24 protein-coding genes are annotated in these 21,734 nt (G+C 66.4%); 14 read left to right on the top strand and 10 right to left on the bottom strand.

Annotation, left to right across the window (positions count from 1 at the left end):
• Positions 1-82 precede the first annotated feature (82 nt).
• Positions 83-979: a LysR family transcriptional regulator gene (locus A3CW_RS0115675; RefSeq protein WP_028204421.1), complete on the bottom strand. Its 897-nt coding sequence runs from the start codon at positions 977-979 to the stop codon at positions 83-85.
• A gap of 101 nt (positions 980-1,080) precedes the next feature.
• Between A3CW_RS0115675 and A3CW_RS46415 the strand changes: the two genes are divergently transcribed.
• Entirely contained in the window at positions 1,081-2,682 is a 1,602-nt protein-coding gene (locus A3CW_RS46415) for an MFS transporter (RefSeq protein WP_081771682.1), read from the top strand.
• A gap of 4 nt (positions 2,683-2,686) precedes the next feature.
• Here the strand turns inward: A3CW_RS46415 and A3CW_RS0115665 are convergent, their stop codons facing one another.
• Together A3CW_RS0115665 and A3CW_RS0115660 are read right to left on the bottom strand one after the other, a co-directional pair.
• Positions 2,687-3,091, bottom strand: coding sequence for a DUF934 domain-containing protein (locus A3CW_RS0115665; RefSeq protein WP_028204420.1), 405 nt, complete (start codon positions 3,089-3,091; stop codon positions 2,687-2,689).
• A complete protein-coding gene (locus A3CW_RS0115660; protein ID WP_028204419.1) occupies positions 3,088-4,878 on the bottom strand; it encodes a nitrite/sulfite reductase in 1,791 nt (596 codons plus the stop codon). The genes A3CW_RS0115665 and A3CW_RS0115660 overlap by 4 nt, the downstream gene beginning before the upstream one ends.
• A gap of 349 nt (positions 4,879-5,227) precedes the next feature.
• Between A3CW_RS0115660 and A3CW_RS0115655 the strand changes: the two genes are divergently transcribed.
• The 4 genes from A3CW_RS0115655 (at position 5,228) to A3CW_RS0115635 (ending at position 9,918) form a co-directional block, all read left to right on the top strand.
• On the top strand, positions 5,228-6,154 hold the full coding sequence (locus tag A3CW_RS0115655) for a LysR family transcriptional regulator (protein ID WP_028204418.1): 927 nt from the start codon (positions 5,228-5,230) through the stop codon (positions 6,152-6,154).
• Between the two features lie 148 nt (positions 6,155-6,302).
• The gene (locus A3CW_RS0115645) at positions 6,303-7,511 is read left to right on the top strand and encodes a YbfB/YjiJ family MFS transporter (protein ID WP_028204417.1); all 1,209 of its coding nucleotides are present in this window, start codon (positions 6,303-6,305) and stop codon (positions 7,509-7,511) included.
• Positions 7,508-8,788: an MFS transporter gene (locus A3CW_RS0115640; RefSeq protein ID WP_028204416.1), complete on the top strand. Its 1,281-nt coding sequence runs from the start codon at positions 7,508-7,510 to the stop codon at positions 8,786-8,788. Before A3CW_RS0115645 ends, A3CW_RS0115640 begins: the two co-directional genes overlap by 4 nt.
• A gap of 29 nt (positions 8,789-8,817) precedes the next feature.
• Complete coding sequence (locus tag A3CW_RS0115635) at positions 8,818-9,918, top strand: NAD(P)H-dependent flavin oxidoreductase (RefSeq protein ID WP_028204415.1); 1,101 nt, start codon at positions 8,818-8,820, stop codon at positions 9,916-9,918.
• Positions 9,919-10,005: 87 nt separating this feature from the next.
• Here A3CW_RS0115635 and A3CW_RS0115630 read toward each other — a convergent pair whose 3' ends face one another.
• A complete protein-coding gene (locus A3CW_RS0115630) occupies positions 10,006-10,470 on the bottom strand; it encodes a RidA family protein (protein ID WP_028204414.1) in 465 nt (154 codons plus the stop codon).
• Positions 10,471-10,572: 102 nt separating this feature from the next.
• Here A3CW_RS0115630 and A3CW_RS0115625 point away from each other — a divergent pair, with 102 nt between their 5' ends.
• Together A3CW_RS0115625 and A3CW_RS0115620 are read left to right on the top strand one after the other, a co-directional pair.
• A complete protein-coding gene (locus A3CW_RS0115625) occupies positions 10,573-11,529 on the top strand; it encodes a LysR family transcriptional regulator (RefSeq protein WP_028204413.1) in 957 nt (318 codons plus the stop codon).
• Positions 11,530-11,661: 132 nt separating this feature from the next.
• Positions 11,662-12,801 carry an NHL repeat-containing protein gene (locus tag A3CW_RS0115620; protein WP_245623656.1) on the top strand — a complete coding sequence of 380 codons (1,140 nt, stop codon included), beginning with the start codon at positions 11,662-11,664 and terminating at the stop codon, positions 12,799-12,801.
• A gap of 90 nt (positions 12,802-12,891) precedes the next feature.
• Here the strand turns inward: A3CW_RS0115620 and A3CW_RS0115615 are convergent, their stop codons facing one another.
• Complete coding sequence (locus tag A3CW_RS0115615; protein WP_028204411.1) at positions 12,892-13,251, bottom strand: COG4315 family predicted lipoprotein; 360 nt, start codon at positions 13,249-13,251, stop codon at positions 12,892-12,894.
• Positions 13,252-13,410: 159 nt separating this feature from the next.
• Between A3CW_RS0115615 and A3CW_RS0115610 the strand changes: the two genes are divergently transcribed.
• From A3CW_RS0115610 to A3CW_RS0115580, 7 genes are all read left to right on the top strand, one after another.
• On the top strand, positions 13,411-13,965 hold the full coding sequence (locus tag A3CW_RS0115610) for a DUF4142 domain-containing protein (RefSeq protein ID WP_028204410.1): 555 nt from the start codon (positions 13,411-13,413) through the stop codon (positions 13,963-13,965).
• On the top strand, positions 13,962-14,294 hold the full coding sequence (locus A3CW_RS0115605) for a cupredoxin domain-containing protein (protein ID WP_028204409.1): 333 nt from the start codon (positions 13,962-13,964) through the stop codon (positions 14,292-14,294). The genes A3CW_RS0115610 and A3CW_RS0115605 overlap by 4 nt, the downstream gene beginning before the upstream one ends.
• On the top strand, positions 14,291-15,004 hold the full coding sequence (locus A3CW_RS0115600) for an RNA polymerase sigma factor (RefSeq protein WP_051481484.1): 714 nt from the start codon (positions 14,291-14,293) through the stop codon (positions 15,002-15,004). The genes A3CW_RS0115605 and A3CW_RS0115600 overlap by 4 nt, the downstream gene beginning before the upstream one ends.
• Positions 15,005-15,148: 144 nt before the next feature.
• Complete coding sequence (locus A3CW_RS0115595; protein ID WP_028204407.1) at positions 15,149-16,219, top strand: MBL fold metallo-hydrolase; 1,071 nt, start codon at positions 15,149-15,151, stop codon at positions 16,217-16,219.
• Positions 16,220-16,241: 22 nt separating this feature from the next.
• The gene (locus A3CW_RS0115590; protein WP_028204406.1) at positions 16,242-16,505 is read left to right on the top strand and encodes a hypothetical protein; all 264 of its coding nucleotides are present in this window, start codon (positions 16,242-16,244) and stop codon (positions 16,503-16,505) included.
• A gap of 112 nt (positions 16,506-16,617) precedes the next feature.
• Positions 16,618-17,472, top strand: a complete 855-nt coding sequence (locus A3CW_RS0115585; protein ID WP_028204405.1) for an AraC family transcriptional regulator — start codon at positions 16,618-16,620, stop codon at positions 17,470-17,472.
• Between the two features lie 39 nt (positions 17,473-17,511).
• Entirely contained in the window at positions 17,512-18,126 is a 615-nt protein-coding gene (locus tag A3CW_RS0115580; protein WP_028204404.1) for a hypothetical protein, read from the top strand.
• 24 nt (positions 18,127-18,150) lie between these two features.
• Here the strand turns inward: A3CW_RS0115580 and A3CW_RS0115575 are convergent, their stop codons facing one another.
• From A3CW_RS0115575 to A3CW_RS0115555, 5 genes are all read right to left on the bottom strand, one after another.
• Entirely contained in the window at positions 18,151-18,330 is a 180-nt protein-coding gene (locus tag A3CW_RS0115575) for a hypothetical protein (protein WP_028204403.1), read from the bottom strand.
• A 26-nt stretch (positions 18,331-18,356) separates the two neighbouring features.
• A complete protein-coding gene (locus A3CW_RS0115570) occupies positions 18,357-19,109 on the bottom strand; it encodes a membrane protein (protein ID WP_028204402.1) in 753 nt (250 codons plus the stop codon).
• Positions 19,110-19,185: 76 nt separating this feature from the next.
• A complete protein-coding gene (locus A3CW_RS0115565) occupies positions 19,186-19,830 on the bottom strand; it encodes an ankyrin repeat domain-containing protein (RefSeq protein ID WP_081771681.1) in 645 nt (214 codons plus the stop codon).
• 157 nt (positions 19,831-19,987) lie between these two features.
• Entirely contained in the window at positions 19,988-21,124 is a 1,137-nt protein-coding gene (locus tag A3CW_RS0115560; RefSeq protein ID WP_028204400.1) for a hypothetical protein, read from the bottom strand.
• A 45-nt stretch (positions 21,125-21,169) separates the two neighbouring features.
• Positions 21,170-21,508, bottom strand: a complete 339-nt coding sequence (locus A3CW_RS0115555; protein ID WP_028204399.1) for a metal-sulfur cluster assembly factor — start codon at positions 21,506-21,508, stop codon at positions 21,170-21,172.
• Positions 21,509-21,734: the final 226 nt, after the last annotated feature.

Genomic DNA, 21,734 nt, shown 5'->3' with positions numbered 1-21,734 from the left:
ACGCCGGGCGCGCCGAGCACGCCGAGCGCGGGCATGCTGTTGCGCCCACGTTATTCCCCGCTTTGCTAAGCGGGCTCGACGGTCACTGACCGATCTCTGTGCGCGCGGCTTCAGTGCGTGCGTATTGCAGGAATGCGCGCACTGCACGGGAGCGCTCGTGCCGGCGGTAAAGCAGGGCGATTTCCGAAGGAATGGGCTTGCCGCCCAGTGGCCGGTAGACGACGCCCGGCAGCGTGACGCATGTGCATAGCGAGCCGGGAACGATTGCCACCGTATTACCGAGCGACACGCTCGCAACGACTGCGACCAGCGGGCCCGGCCGCAACTCGACCTGAGGCGAAAAGCGTCCACGCCGCGCCACTTCAAGTGTGCCGAATTCCTGCTCGGGCACCGCGAACCGCGCGTTGCGCAACTGCTGCGGCGCAATGGCTTTCTGTGCAGCCAGCGGGGAGTCTTCCGGCAGTGCGACGACGAATTCGTCCTGATGCACGCGGCTGGCTTGCAACGCCTCGGGCCAGGACATCGGGGGTCTGACGTAGGCAACGTCGAGTTGCCGGCCGACGAGTCGCGCCGGGATATCGTCCATTGGGATTTCCGAAAGCTGTACGTCGATCCGGGGATGCAGGTCGCGAAATTGCGTCAAGGTCCTGCGCATGATGCCTGCAAATACCGCCGAGGCGACGTAGCCGATCTGGATGCGCCCTACCTGTCCGCGCTCGGCCAGCAGCCCGTGCTCGTGCGCCTCGTCGAGCTGCGCAAGCGCGGCGGTGGCGCGAGGAATATAAGCCTCTCCTGCAGTGGTCAGCGACACGGAACGGCGGGTGCGGTGGAACAGCCGGAACTGAAGCAGGCGCTCGGCGTCCTGAATCTGCTTGGTGAGCGAAGGCGGCGCAATCCCCAACTCTTCGGCCGCGCGTGCGAAATGCAGATGCCGGGCGACCGCGAGTATGCAGCGCAGGTGACGGAGTTCCAGTGTCATCGTATTCATCCACGAATGAATAAACGTGATTTTATCTGCTATCGATAGACAACACAGCGCGCGCTAGCATCAGGTCTGCAAAATTCGCTTGAGGAGCGCGCATGGGGAACGAACGGAGTATTGAAGCGGTTGGGGAAGCGGTTGTCGAAGATCCAGGACTCGATATCGAGCCGCGGTCGGCGGGCTTCCTGCTTGCCACGGCATCTGCGACCTGCGCGCTGATCTCGCTGGACACGAACATCGTCGCGGTCTCGCTGCCGTCGATCGCGCGTTCGTTCCACGCGGGATTCGCCGACGTCGAATGGGTCGTGAGCGCATACATGGTGTCGTTCGCATCGTGTCTGCTGCCAATGGGCGGACTCGCGGACCGCTATGGGCGCAAGAAGATGCTGGTGCTTGGCCTGCTGGTCTTCGCGCTTGCATCGCTTGGCTGCGGGCTGGCGCCCAGCGTGACGTCGTTGAATATCTTCCGCGCAGTGAAGGGCGTGGGCGCTGCGATGCTGTTGACGGCGGCGCTCGCAGTGATCGCCAACGCGTTCCCCGGCCCGCGCGAGCGCGCCCGGGCATGGGCGATCTGGGGCATGACGATGGGCATCTCGACCACCGTCGCGCCGCTCGTCGGCGGCGTGATCACGCAATGGGTCGGCTGGCGGTGGATTTTCCTGCTCAATCTGCCCGTATGCGCCGTCCTGGTCTTCTGCGCGCAGCGTGCGGTAACGGAGTCCCGCAATCCGCACGCACAACGCGTCGATTTTGCGGGAAGCCTGCTGTTCGGCATCGGGCTCGCGAGCGGAATCTGGGCGTTGATCGGCGCGCAGGACAACGGTTGGTACAGCGTGGCCACCGGTTCGCGCTTTGGCGCATGCGTGCTGTTGATCGGGTGCTTCATCGCGGTCGAAAAGCGGCTCGCGCATGCGGTCATCGATTTGTCGCTGTTCTCGCAGGCCCGTTTCGTCGCTGCGGTGCTCGGCATGTTTGGCTACGCAGCCTGTGCCCAGGTGATGATGACGTTCCTGCCGCTGTATCTGCAAAACGCGTTCGAATGGACGCCTGTGCGCGCCGGCATCGGGATGCTCCCATTCGCGCTCTCCATGATCGTTGGCCCGTATCTGGGCGCACGCATCGGGCGGCGCCTCGACGGCGCCACGTCGACGCTCCCGGTTGGCCTCTGTCTTGTCGGCGCCGGCAATCTGCTTACCGCCGCTGTCGCGCCTTCAGGCGAGTACGGCTGGGTCGCGCTCGGCATGATCGTGACGGGCCTCGGGGCAGGCGTGCTCAATGGCGACACGCAGAAAGCCATCATGGCGTGCGTGCCCTCGCATCGCACCGGCATGGCGTCGGGCATCAGCACGACGACGCGCTTCACGGCAATCGTCACGTCGGTCGGCGTGCTGGGCGCTGTGCTCGCCACGCGCACGCGCGCAGCGATCGATGCCGCCATCGCAAGTCACGCATCGGCGAACGCGAGTATTGATCCGCAGTTCATGTCGAATCTGCTCGCGGGCGATCTCGGCCACGCGCTTGCGCGTGTCGCCCCCGATATCCGTCTGGAGATCGCATCGATCGCTCCGGCCGCCTTCGGCACAGGGTTCGCCGCGGCGCTGCGCGTCGCCGGTTGCCTCGCGCTGGCGGTCGCCGCGCTGATCTGGCTGCTCGCGGGACGCAACAGGGCGTCCGAGCGCTCAAACGCCATACGACTGTAGGCGGTCAGCCCAACGCGTTCCCGCGCCACGGCGCCTCGCGCAGGGCATCACCCTGATAGAACGCGGGGAAGCGTTCGAGCTGGCGAAGCGCATCCGTTATGGAGACGTCAGCGCCTAACACGGCGCTCGAAAATCCCATGCGCTCCATCTGGAGCAACTGATCGACGAGCACCTCGCCCGTCGCGCGCAGGTCGCCTTCGAAGCCGAGCCGCCGCCTGATCAGGTAGGCCTGGCTATAGGCGCGCCCATCGGTGAACGACGGGAATTGAAGCTCCACGCGCGACGCAGCTGCAATTTCGATGGCGTAGGCAAGCGGATCGGCATCGTTCGGGAGGATCAAGGGGGATGCCGAAACATCGCCGGCATGATCTTGAGCGTCCAGAAGACGTATGCGTGAGGCGGTTTTCATGCCGTGCCCTCCGTCGTGGCTCGAACCTCATCGGCGGCCGCCTTGAACGGTTCGAGCCCAACGCGGCGCACCGTTTCGATGAACGTCTCGTTGCATTCGCCGCGCGGTTCGCGCAGCGCGACGTAAGCACCGATCAAGGCGTCGATGACCTCGGGCACTTCCTGCGCCGAGAAAGACGGGCCGATCACTTTGCCAGGACGCGCATCGCCGCTGCGCGCCGATCCGTCAGAGCCGCCGAGCGTCACCTGGTACCACTCCGCGCCGTCCTTGTCGACACCGAGTATGCCGATGTGCCCGCTATGGTGGTGGCCGCACGAGTTGATGCAGCCGCTGATATGCAGGTCGATCTCGCCGATATCGTTCAGTTCATCGAGGTCCTGGTAGCGCTCCATGATGCTTTGCGCGACCGGCAGCGACCGCGCGTTGGCGAGCGCGCAGAAGTCTCCACCGGGGCAGGCGATCATGTCGGTGAGCAGGTGCACGTTCGCGCTTGCGAGGCCAGTCGCGGATGCCGCCTGCCACAGGGCGAGCAGATCGTCGGCGTGAACCCACGGCAACACGATGTTCTGCGTGTGCGTGACACGCGCCTCGCCCGCGGAGAAGCGATCGACGAGATCCGCCACGCGTTCGAGCTGATCGGCGGATGCATCACCGGGCGCCTGCAGCACGCGCTTGAACGAGAGCGTGACGATGCGCAGAGACGGGTCCCTGTGCGCCGCGACGTTGCGTTCGAGCCAGCGCCGGAGTTGCGGCGTGCTCGCGGCCGTGGCCTCGAGCATGGCGCCGGCATGCCTATCGGCGGTGCGTGCCGTGTCGCGCTTCGGCGGTTCGATAAAGCAACGGTTGACCCGCTCAAACTCGGCCTGCTCGATCGTGTGCGGGCCGCCGTCGATGTCGACGATCTGCCGGAACTCTTCCTCGACTTCGTCGACGAAGCGCTGGCCCTCGGCCTTCACGAGGATCTTGATGCGCGCCTTGTACTTGTTGTCGCGGCGGCCGTACTGGTTGTACACACGTACCACGGCCTCGATGTAGTTCATGATGTGCCGCCACGGCAGGAACTCACGCATCAGCGTGCCGATCATCGGCGTTCGACCCATGCCGCCGCCCACGGTCACGCGAAACCCCAGCTCGCCCTGTTCGTCGCACACGAGGCGCAGGCCGACGTCATGCCAGCCCGTCGCCGCACGGTCTTCGGTCGCGCCGGTGATCGCAATTTTGAACTTGCGCGGCAGGAAGGCGAACTCCGGGTGCAGCGTGGTCCACTGGCGCATGATTTCGGCGAACGGGCGGGGGTCTGCGATCTCGTCGGGCGCGACACCCGCGCGCTCGTCGCAAGAGATATTGCGGATGCAGTTGCCGCTCGTCTGGATGCCGTGCATGTCGACCGTCGCAAGCAGATCCATCACGTCCGCCGCCTTCGATAGCGGTATCCAGTTGAACTGAACGTTGGTGCGTGTCGTGAAGTGGGCGTGGTGCGTGGGCAGGCGCCCGGTGCCGAGCTTGCGCTGCGCCTCGAGCGCGCGGCGGTACACCTCGGCCTCGGGCTCGTCGTACTCGCGGGCCACGCGAGCGAGCACGCGAAGCTGCTCGCTCGACAGTTCGCCATAAGGGACCGCCACGCGCAGCATGGGCGCGTGCCGCTGCACGTACCAGCCGTTCTGCAGGCGCAGTGGACGAAATGCGTCCTCGCTCAGCTTGCCTTGCTGCCAGCGCTCGATCTGATTGCGGAACTGCGCCGCGCGGCTCGCCACGAAGGCCTTGTCGAATTCGTTATAGCGATACATGGTGACTGCGGAAATGCCGTGATACGGCGGACAGGGAAGGGGCGACGTTATCGCGTCCGCATCGGTGTCTCAAGAAGCAGATGCCGCAGAAATGAACGCAGCAGTAGCGTGCGCGATGGTCAGCACGGCTTCGATCGCGGAGTTCAATCATGGCTCGTGTGCGGTCGGTCCTGAGCGGTCTCCCGCGTCTTATCACGAGAATTGTGGCGAGTCGCGGCCTGCTTGAACGCGTGAACCCGCGCCTGCGGGTTCGTGATACAAAGTCTGGCAGACGCGAAAGTGCCGGCTTTCACTCCGAAGAGCGACGCGGAATTCACAAAGCGAAGCGACCACCAGCCAAAAACGCCCAATGGACCGAATCGACGCCATGAAGGTTTTCGTCGCCACGCTCGACGAAGGAAGTCTCGCGGGCGCGGGCCGCCGGCTGGGCCGCTCGCCCGCGGCGGTGAGCCGGGCCATTGCGTTCCTCGAGGAGCACACCGGCACGCCGCTCCTGTACCGCACGACACGCACGATCCGCCTGAGCGAGGCGGGCGAGCGCTATGCGCTGGCGTGCCGGCGCATTCTCGCCGACCTCGAAGAAGCCGACCTGCTCGCCGCCGACGAGCGTTCCGCGCCGCGCGGGCTGCTGGGCGTAACGGCAGCGGTGGCCGTGGGCGAAGAGGTGCTGCGCCCGATGATCGAGGAGTTCATCGAGCGCAATCCCGAGGTGTCGATCCGCCTGCACCTGCTCGACCGGCCCGCGAGCCTCATCGACGAAGGCATCGACGTGGCGCTGCGCATTGCGCATCTGCAGGATTCGACGCTCGTCGCCATTCCGGTGGGCGAGGTGCGGCGCGTGGTGGTGGCGTCGCCCGACTATCTCGCCACGCATCCGGCCATCGAGACGCCCGCCGATCTCGCGAGCCACCCGATCATTTCGATGACGCATTTCGGGCTCGACTCGTGGAGCTTTCCGGCGGCGCGCCAGACCGCGCTGCCCCAGGTCGTGCAGTTCTCGCCGCGCTTCATCGTGAATACGATACGCGCGGCGCGGGCTTCGGCCGTGGCGGGGCACGGCGTCACGCGGCTCTTTTCCTATCACGTGGCCGAAGAGGTCGAGGCGGGCCGGCTCAGGATCGTGCTGCGCGACAGCGAGCATGGGCCGCTGCCCGCCAATCTGGTCACGCCGCACGGGCGCCTTTCGGTGCCCAAGGTGCGCAGTTTCGTCGATTTCGCCGCGCCCCGGCTGCGCGCGTACTTCGAGCAGGCTCGGCGCATTACCGACGCCGATTGAGCGACATTCGCCTGAGCGACATTCGCCATCCGTTCGCGGCGCGGAAGAATGACTTCCATGTCGCGACGATTCTCTCGCCGCGCGATCTAACCTAGACTGGCTCCCATGTTCAGCGGGTGCTTCATAGCATCCGCTCCCGGGAGTCGCCATGCATCAAGCCGTCTCGAATCCGTCCGCGCCTGCGACCTACAACGTCTGGCGGGGCACGCTCGCCGGGGCCAGCGCGAGCCTCATCGGTATTGGCCTCGCGCGTTTCGCCTATACGCCGTTGTTGCCCGCCATCATCGGCGCACACTGGTTCCCCGCCTCGACGGCCGCTTACCTCGGCGCCGCCAATCTGGGCGGCTATCTGGCCGGTGCGCTGCTCGCGAGCACGATGGTTCGCGCCGCCAGGCCCGCCACCGTGCTGCGCGCGATGATGCTGCTCGCCACCCTCGCCTTCGTCGCCTGCGCGGTGCCCGTTTCGTTCCTCTGGTTCTTCGTCTGGCGCTTCGCCTCGGGCCTCTCGGGCGGCGCGCTGATGGTGCTCGCCGCCCCCACGATCCTCGCGCACGTGCCGGCGGCGCGCCGCGGCTTTGCGAGCGGCGGCATCTTCACGGGCATCGGGCTCGGCATTGCCGCCTCGGGCACGATCGTGCCGATTCTGCTGCGCCAGGGGCTGATGGCCACGTGGCTCGGGCTTGCCGTCGTCTCGCTGCTGCTCACGGCCGTCGCGTGGAACGGCTGGCCCGAGCACGGCGCGCCGGCGCACGCCCACGCGCCCTCGCGCTTCGAACATGCCAAGGCTTACCCCCGCGCGAAGCTGCGCGCGCTCTACGCCGAATATGGGTTGAATGCCGTGGGGCTCGTGCCGCACATGATCTTCCTCGTCGACTATGTGGCGCGCGGGCTGGGCCGTGGCGTGGATGCGGGCGCCGAATTCTGGGTGCTGTACGGCATCGGCGCGATCGTCGGACCGCTCGCGGCGGGGCACCTCGCCGACCGCGCGGGCTTCGGTCCGGCGCTGCGCGCCGCGTATCTGGTGCAGGCCGTGGCGGTCGCGATTCCGGCGCTCGGCCTCTTCGGCCCGGCGGGGCTCATGGTCTCCGCCGTGCTGGTGGGCGCCTTCACCCCTGGCATCGTGCCGCTGGTGCTCGGCCGCGTGAACGAGCTGCTCGCGCATCATCCGTCCGCCGTGAAGGGCGCGTGGAGCCGCGCCACGACGAGTTTCGCCGTGATGCAGGCGGTTGCCGCCTACGGCCTGTCGTTCGTGTTCTCGTCGAGCGGCGGCAATTACCTCGTGCTGTTCGCGATCGGCGCCGCGGCGCTTGTGCTCGCGCTCTTCGTCGATCTCTTCTCCGCGTTGGGGGCCAAGTGAATACCACCGTTTCTTCTCCGGCGGCAGCGCTGCGACAGACAAAGCCGCAGCCGCGCGGCTATTCGGAGCGCAACGCGCAGTACTGGCAGCGCAATCTGGTCGTGTGCGTGATCGGCTCGTTCACCACGCTCGTGAGCCTCAGCATGCTGCTGCCGTTTCTGCCGCTCTACGTGCGGCAGCTCGGCGTGACCTCGCAGTCCGCCGTGATCCAGTGGTCGGGCGTGGCGTTCGGCGCGACCTTCCTCGGCACGGCGCTCACCGCGCCGATCTGGGGGCGTCTCGCCGACCGCTATGGCCGCAAGCCCATGCTGGTGCGCGCGGCCATCGGCATGGCCGTGGTGATGTCGTTGATCGGCGTGGCGCACAATGTGTACGAGCTCGTCGCGCTGCGTCTGATCGCCGGCCTCGTAGGTGGCTATGCGTCGGCTTCCACGGTGATGGTCGGCACCCAGGCGCCGCGCGAGCGGGCGGGCTGGGCGCTCGGCATTCTTTCCACGGGCGCGCTCGCGGGCAATCTCATCGGGCCGCTGGTGGGCGGCGTGCTGCCTGGCTGGATCGGCATTCGCGGCACCTTTTTCGCCGGCGGCGCGATGATCGCCGTGGCGGCGCTCTTGACGATCTTCGTGGTGAAGGAAGAGTTTCATCCAGAAAGCGACGCGAAATCCCACGCAAGCCACGCGGCGGCGGGTTCGGGCAGCGCCGCGCGCCGCCCCGACTATGCGGTCGTGGCCGCGCTGCTCGTGACCGCGATGATGGTGCTGCTCGCCAACATGTCGATCGAACCCGTCATCACCGTGTATATCGGCAGTCTGGGCGTGGGCGCGGCGCATCTCGCGCGCGTGGCGGGCGTGGTCATGGCATGCTCGGCGCTTGGCAGCATGCTCACGGCGGCGCGCCTGGGCGCACTGGCCGACCGCTTCGGGAGCTGGCGCGTGATCGTCGTTTGCCTCGTGCTCACGGGGCTCGCGATGGTGCCGCAAGCGTTCGTCACACACTGGTGGCAGCTCGCGGGCCTGCGCGTGGTGATGGGCATGACGCTCGCGGGACTCCTGCCTTCCATCGGCAAGCTCGCGCGGCAATCGGTAGACGAAAGCAAAACGGGTCGCATGCTCGGCTATCTGCAGTCGGCGCAATTCAGCGGCCAGGTGGTGGGCCCGGTGATCGGCGGCGTGATCGGCGTTCACTTTGGCCTGCACGCCGTGTTCTTCGTGACCGGCGCGCTGCTGGTCGCATGCGGTGGACTCGCGCACTGGGCGCAGCGCCGCGCTCACGCTTGAAACTGGAACGCATCCGGAGGGAACGCAACATGAGCACTCAAGTGGACCAACGGGCGTTGCTGCGCTCGCTTGGCATTCAGAAGCCGATCATTCAGGCGCCCATGGCGGGCACCACCACGCCGGCGCTGGCCGCCGCCGTGTCGAATGCGGGCGCGCTGGGCTCGCTGGGCGTGGCCGCGATGAACGCGGAGAACGCGCGCCGCGCGATCCATCAGACGCGCGAGCTGACGGCCAGGCCGTTCAACATCAACGTGTTCTGCCATCGCCCGGCCACGCCCGACGCGGCCGTGGAGCGCGCGTGGCTCGACTGGCTCGCGCCGGTGTTCGAGCAATACGGCGCGAAGCCGCCTGCGTCGCTCTCGGAGATCTACACGAGCTTTGTCGTGGACAAGGCTATGCAGACCATGCTGCTGGAAGAGAAGCCGGCGGTGGTGAGCTTCCATTTCGGGCTGCCGGCCGATGCGGTGATCGCCGAACTCAAGCACGCGGGCGTCCGTTTGTTTGCGAGCGCAACGAATCTCGACGAAGCGGCCGCAGCGGTGCAAGCAGGCGTCGATGCGATCGTCGCGCAGGGCGTGGAGGCGGGCGGCCATCGCGGCGTGTTCGATCAGAATGCCCGCGACGACGGCCTCGGCACGTTTGCGCTCACGCGCCTGCTGGCCAGCGAATTCGACGTGCCCGTGATCGCGGCGGGCGGCATCATGGACGGCGCGGGCATTGCGGCCGCGCTCGCGCTGGGCGCGCAGGCGGCGCAACTGGGCACGGCGTTCGTGGCCTGCCCGGAGAGCGCAGCGGACGAAGGCTATCGCGCCGCCTTGCTCGGCGACGCCGCGCGCCATACCACGTTCACTTCGGCGATCTCGGGGCGCCTTGCGCGCAGCATCGTCAACCGCTTTACCGCGCTTGGCGAGGACCCCAAGGCGCCGCGCGTTCCGTCATATCCGATCACGTACGACGCGGGCAAGGCGCTGATCGCGGCTGCGAAGGCCAAGGGCGAATCCGGCTACGGCGCGCAGTGGGCGGGCCAGGCCGCGCCGCTCGCGCGCGCATTGCCGGCGGCGGAACTGGTGGCGCAACTGGAGCGCGAGACGCGCGAGAGCATCGCACGGTTGCAGTCGGTGTGGGCTTGAGCGGCATTTGATCGACGCAAACGGGAACATCGGCACGCGCGATGGCTGCGCGTGCCGATGTGCCTTTACGTGGCGGGAAAGACGGCTTCAGGCAGGCAGAATCTGCGCGATCACCACGAGTTCGACGGGCAAATCGAGGGGCAGTCGGGGAGGCGAGAACGCGGAGCGCGCGTGCCCGGCCTTCTCGCCGAGCACGCCGGTGAAGAGGTCCGACGCGGCGTCGAGCACGGTGGGCTGGTCGAGAAAGCCTTCGGCGCTGCTCACGTGGCCTTCCATGCGCACGATGTGATGCAGGCGCTCGAAGCTGCCCAGGTGCCGCTTGATTTGCGCGAGCACGTTCAAGGCGGTGAGCTGCGCGGCCTCGCGGCCTTGTCCGAGCGTCAGTTCCGCGCCCACGCGTCCGCTCCAGCGCAGCCTGCCGTCGACGAGCGGCCCCTGGCCGGAGATGAAGAGCAAATGGCCCGCCTCGGAAACGGCCTTGTAGTTGCCGAGCGGTTGCGGCGAGTCGGGCAGGGCGAGACCGAGATCGGCAAGTTTTTGTTCGACGGACACAATGTTCTCCTCCAGTGGTGATGAGCATTCGCCTCATGTGGGACGCTTCAGGATAGAACTAAAGCATCGGGCGCGAACAGGAGCAATCAGGAGAAAACGGGCATGCAACGCAAATTCGACGATCTGCTGCTGGGCAGCATTGAACTGTTTTGCCAGGCGGCGGAGCTGGGCAGCTTCACGCTGGCGGCCAATGCGGCGAGCGTCACGCCCGCCGCGGTGAGCCGATCCGTGGCGCGGCTCGAAGAGCGGCTCGGCGTGCGCCTGTTCGTGCGCACGACGCGCCAGATCCGCCTGACCGATGCGGGGCGGCGCTACTTCGAACAGTGCCGCCAGGCGCTCTCGCAACTCGTGGACGCCGAGCGCGAAGTCACGGGCGAGCAGACCACGCCGGCTGGCGTGCTGCGCATCAGCATGCCCACGCCCTACGGGCACTATCGCGTGCTGCCGCTCTTGCCGGCGTTTCGCGAGCGCTATCCGGAGGTGCAGGTCGACACGCATCTGAGCAACCGCAACATCGACTTCGCGGACGAAGGCTTCGACCTGGCGATTCGCGGGCGCGCGCCGGCCGATTCCAACCTCGTGGCGCGTAAGCTGGAAGACGCGGAGATGGTGGTGGTGGCGACGCCCGCTTATTTGAAGCGCGCGGGAGTGCCGAAGACCGTGGCGGATTTGCAGTCGCACGAATGCATACAGTTCGAACTGCCAAGTAGTGGGCGCCATCTCGCGTGGACGTTCGACGGCAATGCCAATGAAGATGGCGATGTGATCACGAGCGGAAGTTACGGAACGTCGGGCGACGCGCTCGCCGGCGTGACGCTCGCGCGCGCGGGGGCGGGGCTGTTCCAGACGTATCGCTTCGTGGTGGCGGACGACCTGCGCGAGGGCAGGCTCGTGGAAGTCCTGCGCGAGGAGGGCGGGCGCACCCGGCCGTTCATTCTGCTGTATCCGCATGCACGTTATTTGACGTCGCGGGTGCGGGCGTTCGTGGACTTTCTGGTGGAGCAGTTGGCGGCGCCTGTGGTTGTGCCGAAAGCGCAAACCGGAACGGCGAAACGTTGAAGCGCGCCACGCGGAATAGCCTCGCCGCTGGATCGTTTACGCAAAACGCGGGGCGCGCGAAGCATGGTGCGTTCACTGGCCGCGCGAGTCGTCCTGGCGTTCCGGACCGTCCCCGCGAGAAGGAGGTGTCAGATGAAAGCTTCTCGCTCGTTGTCTGCATGTCGTTCATACTTCGGCAGGAACCGGGCCGCGCTCGTGCCGCGCCTGCGTCAGGTGGCGTTGGGCGCCGGGCTCTTCGCCCTTTCGCTGGGAACGGTCCGCGCCGACGACCTGCAGGCGATCCTGCCGCCGGCGTTCGCGACTTCGTCGACCGTGCCGTCCAATGGCGACGTCAATCCGTACGGCATTGCATTCGTACCGTTCGGCGTGCCCTCATGGAGCACGCTCAAGCCCGGCGACGTGGTGGTGTCCAACTTCAATGCGCAATCGAATCTGCAGGGCACCGGCACGACGATCGTGAAGCTCGTTCCGAATAGCCAGCCGGTGACGTTCTTCCAGGGAGCGCACCTCGGTCTCACGACGGCGCTTGCCGTGTTGAGAAGCGGCTTCGTGCTCGTGGGCAACGTGCCGACCACCGACGGCAAGAACGTCATCGCGCCGGGCTCGCTCCTCGTCATCAATCCGCAGGGCCGGCTCGTCAAGGAACTGAAAGATGCGCGGCTGCTCGACGGCCCCTGGGACCTCACCGTGATCGACGGCGGGCAGGTCGTGAAGGTCTTCGTCTCGGACGTGCTCAATGGCACCGTCGCCCGGATCGACCTCGCGATCGGCGAGAACGGCGTGACCGAGTTGCCGTCCTCGACGATCGTCGCTTCGGGCTATCTGCATCGCACCGATCCGGCTGCGCTGGTCGTCGGCCCGACGGGGCTCGCCTATGACGGCCAACACGACGTGCTGTACGTCGCCTCGACGGGCGACAACGCGGTGTTCGCCATCTACGGCGCGGCGGGTGCGAATCATAGCGGCGGAGTGGGGAGGCTGATCTATCAGGACAACACCCACCTGCACGGACCGCTTGCCCTTGCGCTCGCCCCCAACGGGCATCTCGTCACGGCCAACGGCGACGCCGTGAACGCCGATCCGCAACAGCCCAGCGAGATCGTCGAATTCACCGTGGAAGGCCAGTTCGTCGCGCAGATGTCGGTCGATCCCACGGCGGGTTCCGCGTTCGGGCTCGCATTTGGCATGGACAGCCAGCACCACTCGCAGTTTGCCGCCGTAGACGACAACACCAATGCGGCAACGGTCTGGACGTTGCGCACGGGTGACTGATCGACAACAACGCAACGTCACTACCCACGGCTCGCCCCGAAGCACGGGGCGGGCCGGGTCATGTCAATCGATTGGCTAGCCGAAATAATGTCAGGGCTTCACGGTGTGCCACATGCCTTTGAAGCCGTCGCCGTTCATCTGGCCGGCGTGCGTGTCCTTCGAGTAGCGATAGAGGGGGTGGCCCTTGTAGGTCCATTGATGCTTCGCGTCTGCGGAAGCGATGAGCCCCCAGTCGCCGCTGGCCTTGTCGTAGGGGTCGGCGAGCGCGGCCGGCCACATGGTTGCGCATGCACCGGCGCAGGCGCTCTTCCCCTGCACCGTATCCTTGTCGAACGTATAGAGCGTCATGCCGTCGTCGTCGACGACCATGCCGTTGGCCACTTTCGGCGCTTCCGCGAACACCGCAATGGGCAGAAGGCAAGCCATGGCGCACACCAGGATTCTGGTCATGATTTCAGTCCTTGTAAAAACCCGGCCGGGATAGGTGATAAACGGCTGACGGCGACCTTTCTTCCATTTTCGGTTCGCCATCGGGAACAGCCTCGCGACTCGTGACATCTATTTCCTCGAAGGCAGGTGAAACGCCCGCCGCCCATCGAGGAGAGTCGTATGAACCCCATCAGAATGCTGCCAGGCGCGGCGCTCGCGCTGGTGAGCCTGTTTGCGGGCGCGCTATTGAGCACCCCGGCGCTCGCCCAGGGCTCCGGCCCGACCGATCCGCAGATCGCAGCGATCGTCGTGGCCGCGAACCAGGCCGATATCGACGCCGGCAAGCTGGCCGAATCGAAAACGCAGTCGAAAGACGTGAAGGCCTTCGCGCAGCGCATGGTGGCCGACCATACCGCTGTGAATCAGGCGGCCGTCAAACTCGTGCACAAGCTGGGCGTCACGCCCGAAGCCAATCCGACCAGCGAGAGCCTGAAGCAGGGCGGCGAGGCCAACCTTGCGAATCTCGAGACGCTCAAGGGGGCGCCATTCGATCGCGCGTATATCGACCATGAAGTGACCTATCACGAACAGGTCATCGACGCGCTCGACAAGACGCTCATTCCCAGCGCGCAAAACGCCGAGCTGAAGGCCTTGCTCGTGAAGGTGCGGCCGGCGTTCGTCGCGCATCTGGAGCACGCGAAGCGCGTGCAGGCGTCGCTCGCGAATTCGCAATGAGCCGCTGGCGCCGTGTTGCGCTGGGCGTGTGCGCAATCGTGTGTGCGGCCGGCGCCGGGCCAGTGGCGGCCGCCCGCTACGTCGTCGCCATCGAGCAAATGCGCTTCGATCCGCCGAGCGTGACGGTGCATGCCGGCGACAGCGTCGTGTGGGTCAACAAGGACCTCGTGGCGCATACGGTCACCGCCGACGCTAAAGCGTTCGACTCCGGCAGCATTGCGCCGGGCGCATCATGGCGATATGTCGCGAACAAACGCGGACACCATGCCTACACGTGCCAGTTTCATCCGGTGATGCATGGCACCCTGATCGTGGAGCCGGGACCATGACAAACCAGCAAGCGGCGCTGGCCGAAGCGCACACCAGCGCGTTGACGAGTGACGATGCGCGGATTGTGCGCCGCATCGTGGCGGGCGATCTTGCAGCTTTCGAGCTTTTGATGCGCCGCCACAACCGGCGCCTCTACCGGCTTGCGCGCGCCACGCTGCGCAACGACGCGGAGGCGGAAGACGCCTTGCAGGACGCGTATCTGAAAGCCTTCCGGGCGCTTGCGCAATTCCGCGGCGATGCCGCGCTCGCGACATGGCTCTCGCACCTCGTGCTCAACGAGTGCCTCGCCCGGAAGCGCCGCGAAGCCCGCCGCCACAACGTGATGCCGATCGTGCCGGATTGCCTGGACGAAGAGCAGATGGCTTTCGATATGGACCCGATGCACACCCGCGACGACAGCAGCCCCGAACAGCAAGTCTCGCGCGCCGAGATCCGCGCACTGCTCGAACGCAAGCTCGACACCCTGCCCGTGGGTTTTCGCACGGTGTTCGTGCTGAGGACCGTCGAGGAAATGAGCATCGAGGAAACGGCGCAGGTGCTGAACATTCCCGAGGCCACGGTGCGCAGCCGGCATTTCCGCGCGAGGAACCTGCTGCGCGAAGCGCTGGCCGAGGAAGTCGACCGGCTGGGTCCCGAGCTGTTCGAATTCGGCGGCGGATGCTGCGACCGCATTGTCGCGGCGGTGCTGGCGAGGCTCGGGCGGACTTAGCGCGGCGTTCGCATCGCCGGCCAGCCGCCCGTTCGTTCGCTGCCGAACAAACGCGGGTATTTCGCGCACGTTGAGCAGCCGGGCCGAAACCGGATGCGGCATACTGGAAAGCGAACCACGCGTTTGCCCAAACAGAGAGCCGCGATGATCTTTCGCCAGCTTTTCGACCCCGTATCGTCCACCTATACCTACCTGCTCGGCGACCCCGAAAGCGGCGAGGCGCTGCTGATCGACCCTGTCTACGAGCAGGTGCCGCGCGACCTCGCCCTGTTGCAGGAACTGGGCTTGCGCCTGCAGGCGACGCTCGATACCCATGTGCACGCCGATCATGTCACGGGCGCGTGGCGCTTGCGCGAGCGCAGCGGCAGCCAGATCGCGCTCGCCGAAGTGGTGGGCGCCGAGGGCGTGAACCGTCTGCTGCGGCACGGCGACCGCATCGCCTTCGGCAAGCGGTTTCTGGAAGTGCGCGCCACGCCCGGCCACACCAACGGCTGCCTGACGTACGTGCTCGACGACGCGAGCATGGCCTTCACCGGCGACAGCCTGCTGATACGCGGCTGCGGCCGCACCGATTTTCAGGGCGGGAGCGCGGAACAGCTGTTCACTTCCGTGCGCGAGCAGATCCTCTCGCTGCCCGACGACTGCCTGCTCTACCCGGCGCACGACTATCGCGGCATCACGGTCACGAGCGTGGCCGAGGAGCGGCGCTTCAATCCGCGCCTGGGCGGCGACGTCGATCTCGGCGACTTCGCGGGCTACATGCACAACCTGAATTTGCCGCACCCCAAGCAGATGGCCGTCGCGGTGCCCGCCAACCTGCGCTGCGGCAAGCCCGAAGGCGACGCGCCGATCCAGGAATCGCCCGACTGGGCGCCGCTCACGCTGCGCTTTAGCGGCGTATGGGAAATCGAGCCCATGGCGCTGCTGGAACATGCGGCGGCGCTGCAGATCGTCGACGTGCGCGAGGCGCCAGAGTTCATCGACCATCTTGGCCATCTGCCCGATGCGAAGCTCGTGCCGCTCTCGCAACTGATGGCGCGCATCGACGAGCTCGATCGCGACCGGCCGGTCGTGGCGGTGTGCCGCTCCGGCGTGCGCTCCGCGCAGGCAAGCGTATTGCTGACCAAGGCGGGCTTCGGCAAGGTGGCCAATCTCGCTGGCGGCATGTTGCGCTGGAAGGCCGAGGGATTGCCCGTTGCGCCATTCAGTCCCTGATGACGCCCTGGAGGAGACGAACATGACCGCCCACGACTTCGCCGAGTTTTCCTGGGACGAACAGGAAGACGTCAAGGCTGTGCTCGCGAGCCGGGGGCTCGACCTGCGCGAGTTCCGGATCTCGGACCACGAGAAAACGGCCGCCGGCGGCGAGCGCGCAGCGATCCGCCAGGTATCCGTCACACGGATCGCCAACGGCAAGACGGCCACCTACGACACCGACCACTTCGCCCCGTGGATCACGGATTTCGACGAAGCGCTGCAGGCCGGCGAATTCGACGACTGAACCCGGTCGAGCGGGCCCTGCCGACGCCGAGGCCACGCTCTGTCTTCCACGCATGGCTGGCGTACACTCGTGCCCTTGAGAAAGGAACCGGGAACGAGGAGCGAGGCTGGCCATGACGAACGCCACGGTGTCTGAGGGCCGGAACGATCACTGGCTCGTCGCGCGGCGCGATGCGCAGACGGGCATCGAAAGTTTGCGGGCGCATTTCAGCGGCCACGCCTACGACCCCCACGATCACGACGACATGTTGATCGGCTATACGGAGCAGGGGGTGCAGCGCTTTCAGTGTCACCGGTCGCTGCATACGAGCGTGCCTGGCCGGGCGATCCTGATCGAGCCGGGCGCGCTGCACGACGGCCACGCGCCCGAGCCGGGCGGCTTCACCTACGCGATGTTGTACCTGCCGCAGCCGTGGGTAGAGCGTGCGGCGCGCCGGCTGAACATCGCGGGACTGGGTGGCGTGGCGGCCGCTTTCGGCCAGACGCTCGTCGACGACCCGCGCCTGACCGAGGCGATCCGCCGTGCGTTTCTTGCGCTATACGGCGAGGAAGGCCGGCTCGCGCGCGACGAGGCGCTCGACCGCTTGCTGGAGCGCCTGGGCGGCCATCTGCTCGATACGACCGCGGCGGCGCGCTCCGCTTCGCCCGCGCTGGCCCGCGTTCGAGACCTGCTGCACGAGCACATGAGCGCGAACATCGGGCTCGACGAACTCGTCGATCGCTCGGGCATCGACCGGTTTCGTCTGACGCGCCTGTTCCAGCGCGAGTTCGGCACGTCGCCCCATGCGTACCTGGTGCGCTTGCGCCTGCGCGCCGCGCGCAGGCTGCTGGCGGCGGGCCACACGCCGGCCCGGGTCGCCGCGGAAGTGGGTTTCGCCGACCAGAGCCATCTCGGCCGCTGGTTTCGCCGCGCGTACCGCATGACGCCGGCCACCTACCGGCGCATGGCCACGGAGACGCCGGACTAAACGCATCCCGCAAGCAATGTCATATCGATTCCAGACTCGATGACCGGCGCACACCATGACACCGCGGCGCTGCTCGGCGCGGCGGGCACGGCCATCTCGCTGCTCGCGGCCATTCCGTACGGACTCGCGATTTACCGGCGCACCATCCGTCCGCATCTCTTTACATGGCTCGTCTGGTCGGTCGTCACGGCTATTGCTGCCGCCGCGCAATTCGTGGCCGGTGCCGGGCCTTCCGCTTGGTGCACGGCGGCAATCGCCTTCACGTGTTTCCTTACGTTCGTGGCGAGCCTGTTTCGCGGCGATAGAAACTGGACGAAAACCGACTGGTTTTTTCTTGGCGCCGCGTTTTCGGCGATTCCCGTCTGGTTGCTCACGGCCGACCCTACGCTTTCGGTCGTCATCGTGACGTTGATCGAACTCGCGGGCCTCGGCCCGACCATGCGCAAGACGCTCCGCGATCCCTGGAGCGAAAGCCTGCTCTACTTCGCGCTGTGCGTTCTCAAGTATCTGCTGGCGGTGCTGGCGCTGGAAAAATGGACGGTGGCCGTCGCCTTTTATCCCGCCGTCAACCTCGCCGCCTCGATCTGGATTTGCACGTTGATGGCCGTGCGGCGCCGCTCTTTGGCGCATACGGTCATGCGTTCGCGCATGTGATTGCGCTGCGCACCGGCGCGCGTGTCACGGCCGGTATAACCAGCTCCCCAGTTGCGTGCCGACGAATGCGCAAGCGCCGCCGGCAAACGCGGCGATGCCCAGCGATGGATAGCGGGCCGTGAACGGGTGCACGCAGATCAGCGCGACGCAACTGAAGAGCGCAGTGAACATGCCACGTTTGAACTTGACGGTGGTTTCTCTCACTGCGGCTCCTCGCAGGAAGGTCTGCGCTATCGGCTCAACGCGGCCTGAGCCCGTTGCAGCCACTCGCTATTGTGCTCGCGGGCGTGGCGGGGCCAGTGCTTCGCGTCGTGCACGATCTCGGCGTAAAGCTCGCGCGAGCGCTGGCGGTCGGCGTCGCCGGGCTGCGTTGCCAGCCAGTCGGCGAAGAGGCAACGCGGTGCCGCGTCGCTCGCGCACGAGAGCGCGGCTTCGAACGCGGCGCGCGTGCCCGCTGCGCCGTTCGCAGCGAGCGCCCGGGCGTACAGCAAGGAGGGATCCGGCTGCTGGCGGGCGACAGGCTGGACGGCGAACAGCTTCTCCAGCGTCTCCTGCGTGGCCGCGGCATTGCCGTTGGCAAACTGCGCGCGCGCGAGGCCCTCGAGCAAGGCGGGATCGGATGCGAAAGGCCCAGTGGCCGCCGCCTGGTAATGTTCCAGCGCTTCGGCGGCGTTGCCCGCGTCGAGCAGCGCCGTGCCCAGGCGCATGCGGTGCGCAACGGTCGGCGCGCGGTCGAAATCGTTGCGCGCTTCGCGCACCGCACGGTTGGGATCGACTAGTTGCGAGATGGCGCGGCCTGTCGCCCTCGCCCCGCGCGACTGGCGCAGGCTCGGCAGATAAATGACGAAGAAGTAGACGAGGCTGCCGAGGCCGGGGAACAGAAACAGGATCAGCAGCCAGTACATGTTCTGCTGGTTGCGGATGGCATGCACTGCAAAGAGCAGCGCGACGATGACGTAAAGACTGATTCCGAAAATGCGCATTGACGAGAGGGCCCGGTGTGGTGCGTGGTGGTGTGTTACGCGTCGTGAGTCGTCGAATTGACCGGAAGCTGGCGAATCAATGGCGACGCCCGTGCAGTTTGCGCTGCAGCGACTCCAGCTGTTCAATGATACCCGTCGGCAGATTGCGTTCGCGCGCAATCGCCATGCTATCGCGGCCCTGCGGGTCGGCAATGGACGGATCGGCTCCCGCGTCGATCAGCAGTGCGAGGGTCGCGAGCCGTTTGAGCCGCGCGGCATAGAAAAGCGGCGTTTCACCGTGCGCCTTGAGGTTCAGCTGGGGCCGCGCCTTCAGCAGCGCGCGGCAGACTGGTTCGTCGTCGCGCCATACCGCTGCCCAAAGCGAGTAGCTGGCGTTGGCGCCCTGTTCGAGAAGGAACTCGACGAGCGGAAAATTTTCTCCACGCGCCACGGCGTACCAGAGCGGCGTGGCGCGGAAGTCGCCTTCGTCTTCGTCCATTGGCACGGCCTGTTCGAGATCCGCGCCGCTTTCGAGCAGAACCTTCACCGTGGCGATGCCGTTCGACTCGTGGAGCGCGGCGCTGCTGCCGGGCTTGACTGCGCACGCACGGTGCAACGCGGTGCGGCCTTGCGGATCACTCGCCTCGATGAGTTCGGGCGCCGCTGCGCATAGCGCCGCCACGGTCTTCCAGTCCCATAGGCGGGCTGCGGAAAAGAGGGTTGTCCTCGATGGCTTCGACATGGTTTCGCCGCATTGGAGCAAGTGCCGGATTGCCGTGAATTCTATCCGTATCGTCCGATGAGCGTTCTTTTGCCGGTTGTCGCTCGGAGCGAAAAGCAAAGAACGTTAGGAGACCGATGCGCGCCGCGTTTCCATCGAAATACGTTGGCGCCGTGGATTACGACGAATGCGTCGGGTTCGAAATGCGTCTGCCGCTGTTGCGCCGGGCGCGGTCCCGGCGTGCTGCGAGCACGGCAGTCACGAGCGTCAGCGCGAAGAGCGCCAGCGCCACCGCGCCGGCAATGCCGCCTGCCTTGCGCAGCCAGAACAGTTCAGCGAGCCCGCCCGTCACGCGCATGGCGAGGCCCGCGTGGAGCACGGCGAGCGGCGCGTAGAACAACGGATGGTATTTCACGGGCAGCCGCGTGAGCGCGGGCACGATGACCGGCGCGTGGCCGAACACCATCGAAAACACGAAGCCGAGCGTGAGTGCGTGAAGCGCCGCGTCATGCCATGGATGCCCCGGCAACAGTGCACCGGCGAGGCCGAGCACGCCGCTCAGCGCGAGCCAGCCATAGCCGCCGAGCAGACACAGCGCGATAAAGCGCGTGAGCGCGCGCTGCCGCACCGTGCGGCGCGCAATGTCATATTTGGCCAGCCACACGGCGAGCAGGACGATTCCCGCCGCGAACAGACGCGTTCCGTATTCGGGCTTCCACAGCGCCCAGGGCAGGCTCGCGATCATCGAGGCGACCGGCACGAAAAACGCATATTTGGCGGCGCGCGGCAGGCGCAGCATGCGGGTGAGTTCGAGCCGCTCGGCGGCGATCGTCAAAACCAGGAACGAGAGCCAGCACGGCACGGAAGACGACACATCGTTCGTCATCGCCCAGACCAGATTGCCGAACCACCAGCCAAGCACCGCGAGCGCGAGCACGCCCAGGTGGAGGGCCGGTTGCTTGCGCAACACCTGCAGGCTCGCGACGAGAGAGACGCTCGCCGCCGCGATGAGCAGCCATTGTGCGACTACGGGCGGTGCGCCTGTGATCAGCACGATGCCCGCAGCGATCGCGCAGGCCGGCGCCAGCAGATAAACCGCGCGCTGCAACGCGACCGCACGTTCGAGGCTGACGAGCGCGCCGAAAAAGACCGGCAGCATCAGTACGCCGTGCCACGCGACACTCGTCATCGCGTGATCGGGTACGTGAACGCCGAGCCGCGCCAGTCCCGCCATCACCGCGCAAACGAGTACGAGGACGATCGTCAGCGCGGCGACGAGCTTCCCGAGATGGCGCAGTGAGGGGGCAATCTTCATGATGTGTGCCTGCGTGCCGCGTGCCTGACTACAGCGCATGCGCGGTCAGTCGGGCTCCCAGCCCAGAACGGCGCGCGCCGCCTCGCTCATCATGGCGGGCTCCCATGCGGGTTCCCACACGAGCGCGATTTCGATCGGCACGCCCTCGGGCACCGACTCCTCGGCCACGGCCTGCACCTCGTCCATGATGAGTTGCCCCATCGGGCACGCGGGCGAGGTCATGGTGATTTCGATCTTCAGACCTTCGTCGCCGAGTTCAACGCCATAAACGAGTCCGAGGTCGACGATGTTCACGCCCACTTCGGGGTCGATCACGCAGCGCAGCGCGTCGCGTACCTCGCGTTCTTCGTCTGTGTCGTCGAGTTTGGGGCGGGTCGTGTTCATGGAAGACTCGTGATAAACGATAGGACAACCAATCATGTGCGTATGGCGTAAAACATTCATCTTGGATGAATGTTTTGATCATCATAACGCTCTGGCGCATTCCGGCCCTGTGCTAATTGGCCGCAGAACACGCCTAAAAAAATAAACAGGGACCGAGTCGGCCGCGGAAACCCTCACGCCCGTCGTGAAGCTCACGGGCGCAGTGAGCGGCACACGTTGCGCATGC

Source organism: Paraburkholderia nodosa DSM 21604, from assembly GCF_000519185.1.
Lineage (GTDB): Bacteria > Pseudomonadota > Gammaproteobacteria > Burkholderiales > Burkholderiaceae > Paraburkholderia > Paraburkholderia nodosa.
This window is presented reverse-complemented; position numbering and strand designations above follow the sequence as displayed.

Bases quoted from the DNA above. Each gene is read 5' to 3' on its own strand.
- A3CW_RS0115585 (WP_028204405.1), top strand. From the start codon at position 16,618: ATGACGAACGCCACGGTGTCTGAGGGCCGGAACGATCACTGGCTCGTC.
- A3CW_RS0115675 (WP_028204421.1), bottom strand. From the start codon at position 979: ATGACACTGGAACTCCGTCACCTGCGCTGCATACTCGCGGTCGCCCGG.
- A3CW_RS0115610 (WP_028204410.1), top strand. From the start codon at position 13,411: ATGAACCCCATCAGAATGCTGCCAGGCGCGGCGCTCGCGCTGGTGAGC.
- A3CW_RS0115555 (WP_028204399.1), bottom strand. From the start codon at position 21,508: ATGAACACGACCCGCCCCAAACTCGACGACACAGACGAAGAACGCGAG.
- A3CW_RS0115615 (WP_028204411.1), bottom strand. From the start codon at position 13,251: ATGACCAGAATCCTGGTGTGCGCCATGGCTTGCCTTCTGCCCATTGCG.
- A3CW_RS0115580 (WP_028204404.1), top strand. From the start codon at position 17,512: ATGACCGGCGCACACCATGACACCGCGGCGCTGCTCGGCGCGGCGGGC.
- A3CW_RS0115565 (WP_081771681.1), bottom strand. From the start codon at position 19,830: ATGTCGAAGCCATCGAGGACAACCCTCTTTTCCGCAGCCCGCCTATGG.
- A3CW_RS0115570 (WP_028204402.1), bottom strand. From the start codon at position 19,109: ATGCGCATTTTCGGAATCAGTCTTTACGTCATCGTCGCGCTGCTCTTT.
- A3CW_RS0115665 (WP_028204420.1), bottom strand. From the start codon at position 3,091: ATGAAAACCGCCTCACGCATACGTCTTCTGGACGCTCAAGATCATGCC.
- A3CW_RS0115645 (WP_028204417.1), top strand. From the start codon at position 6,303: ATGCATCAAGCCGTCTCGAATCCGTCCGCGCCTGCGACCTACAACGTC.
- A3CW_RS0115620 (WP_245623656.1), top strand. From the start codon at position 11,662: ATGAAAGCTTCTCGCTCGTTGTCTGCATGTCGTTCATACTTCGGCAGG.
- A3CW_RS0115560 (WP_028204400.1), bottom strand. From the start codon at position 21,124: ATGAAGATTGCCCCCTCACTGCGCCATCTCGGGAAGCTCGTCGCCGCG.
- A3CW_RS0115600 (WP_051481484.1), top strand. From the start codon at position 14,291: ATGACAAACCAGCAAGCGGCGCTGGCCGAAGCGCACACCAGCGCGTTG.
- A3CW_RS0115625 (WP_028204413.1), top strand. From the start codon at position 10,573: ATGCAACGCAAATTCGACGATCTGCTGCTGGGCAGCATTGAACTGTTT.
- A3CW_RS0115660 (WP_028204419.1), bottom strand. From the start codon at position 4,878: ATGTATCGCTATAACGAATTCGACAAGGCCTTCGTGGCGAGCCGCGCG.
- A3CW_RS46415 (WP_081771682.1), top strand. From the start codon at position 1,081: ATGGGGAACGAACGGAGTATTGAAGCGGTTGGGGAAGCGGTTGTCGAA.
- A3CW_RS0115635 (WP_028204415.1), top strand. From the start codon at position 8,818: ATGAGCACTCAAGTGGACCAACGGGCGTTGCTGCGCTCGCTTGGCATT.
- A3CW_RS0115655 (WP_028204418.1), top strand. From the start codon at position 5,228: ATGGACCGAATCGACGCCATGAAGGTTTTCGTCGCCACGCTCGACGAA.
- A3CW_RS0115590 (WP_028204406.1), top strand. From the start codon at position 16,242: ATGACCGCCCACGACTTCGCCGAGTTTTCCTGGGACGAACAGGAAGAC.
- A3CW_RS0115595 (WP_028204407.1), top strand. From the start codon at position 15,149: ATGATCTTTCGCCAGCTTTTCGACCCCGTATCGTCCACCTATACCTAC.
- A3CW_RS0115605 (WP_028204409.1), top strand. From the start codon at position 13,962: ATGAGCCGCTGGCGCCGTGTTGCGCTGGGCGTGTGCGCAATCGTGTGT.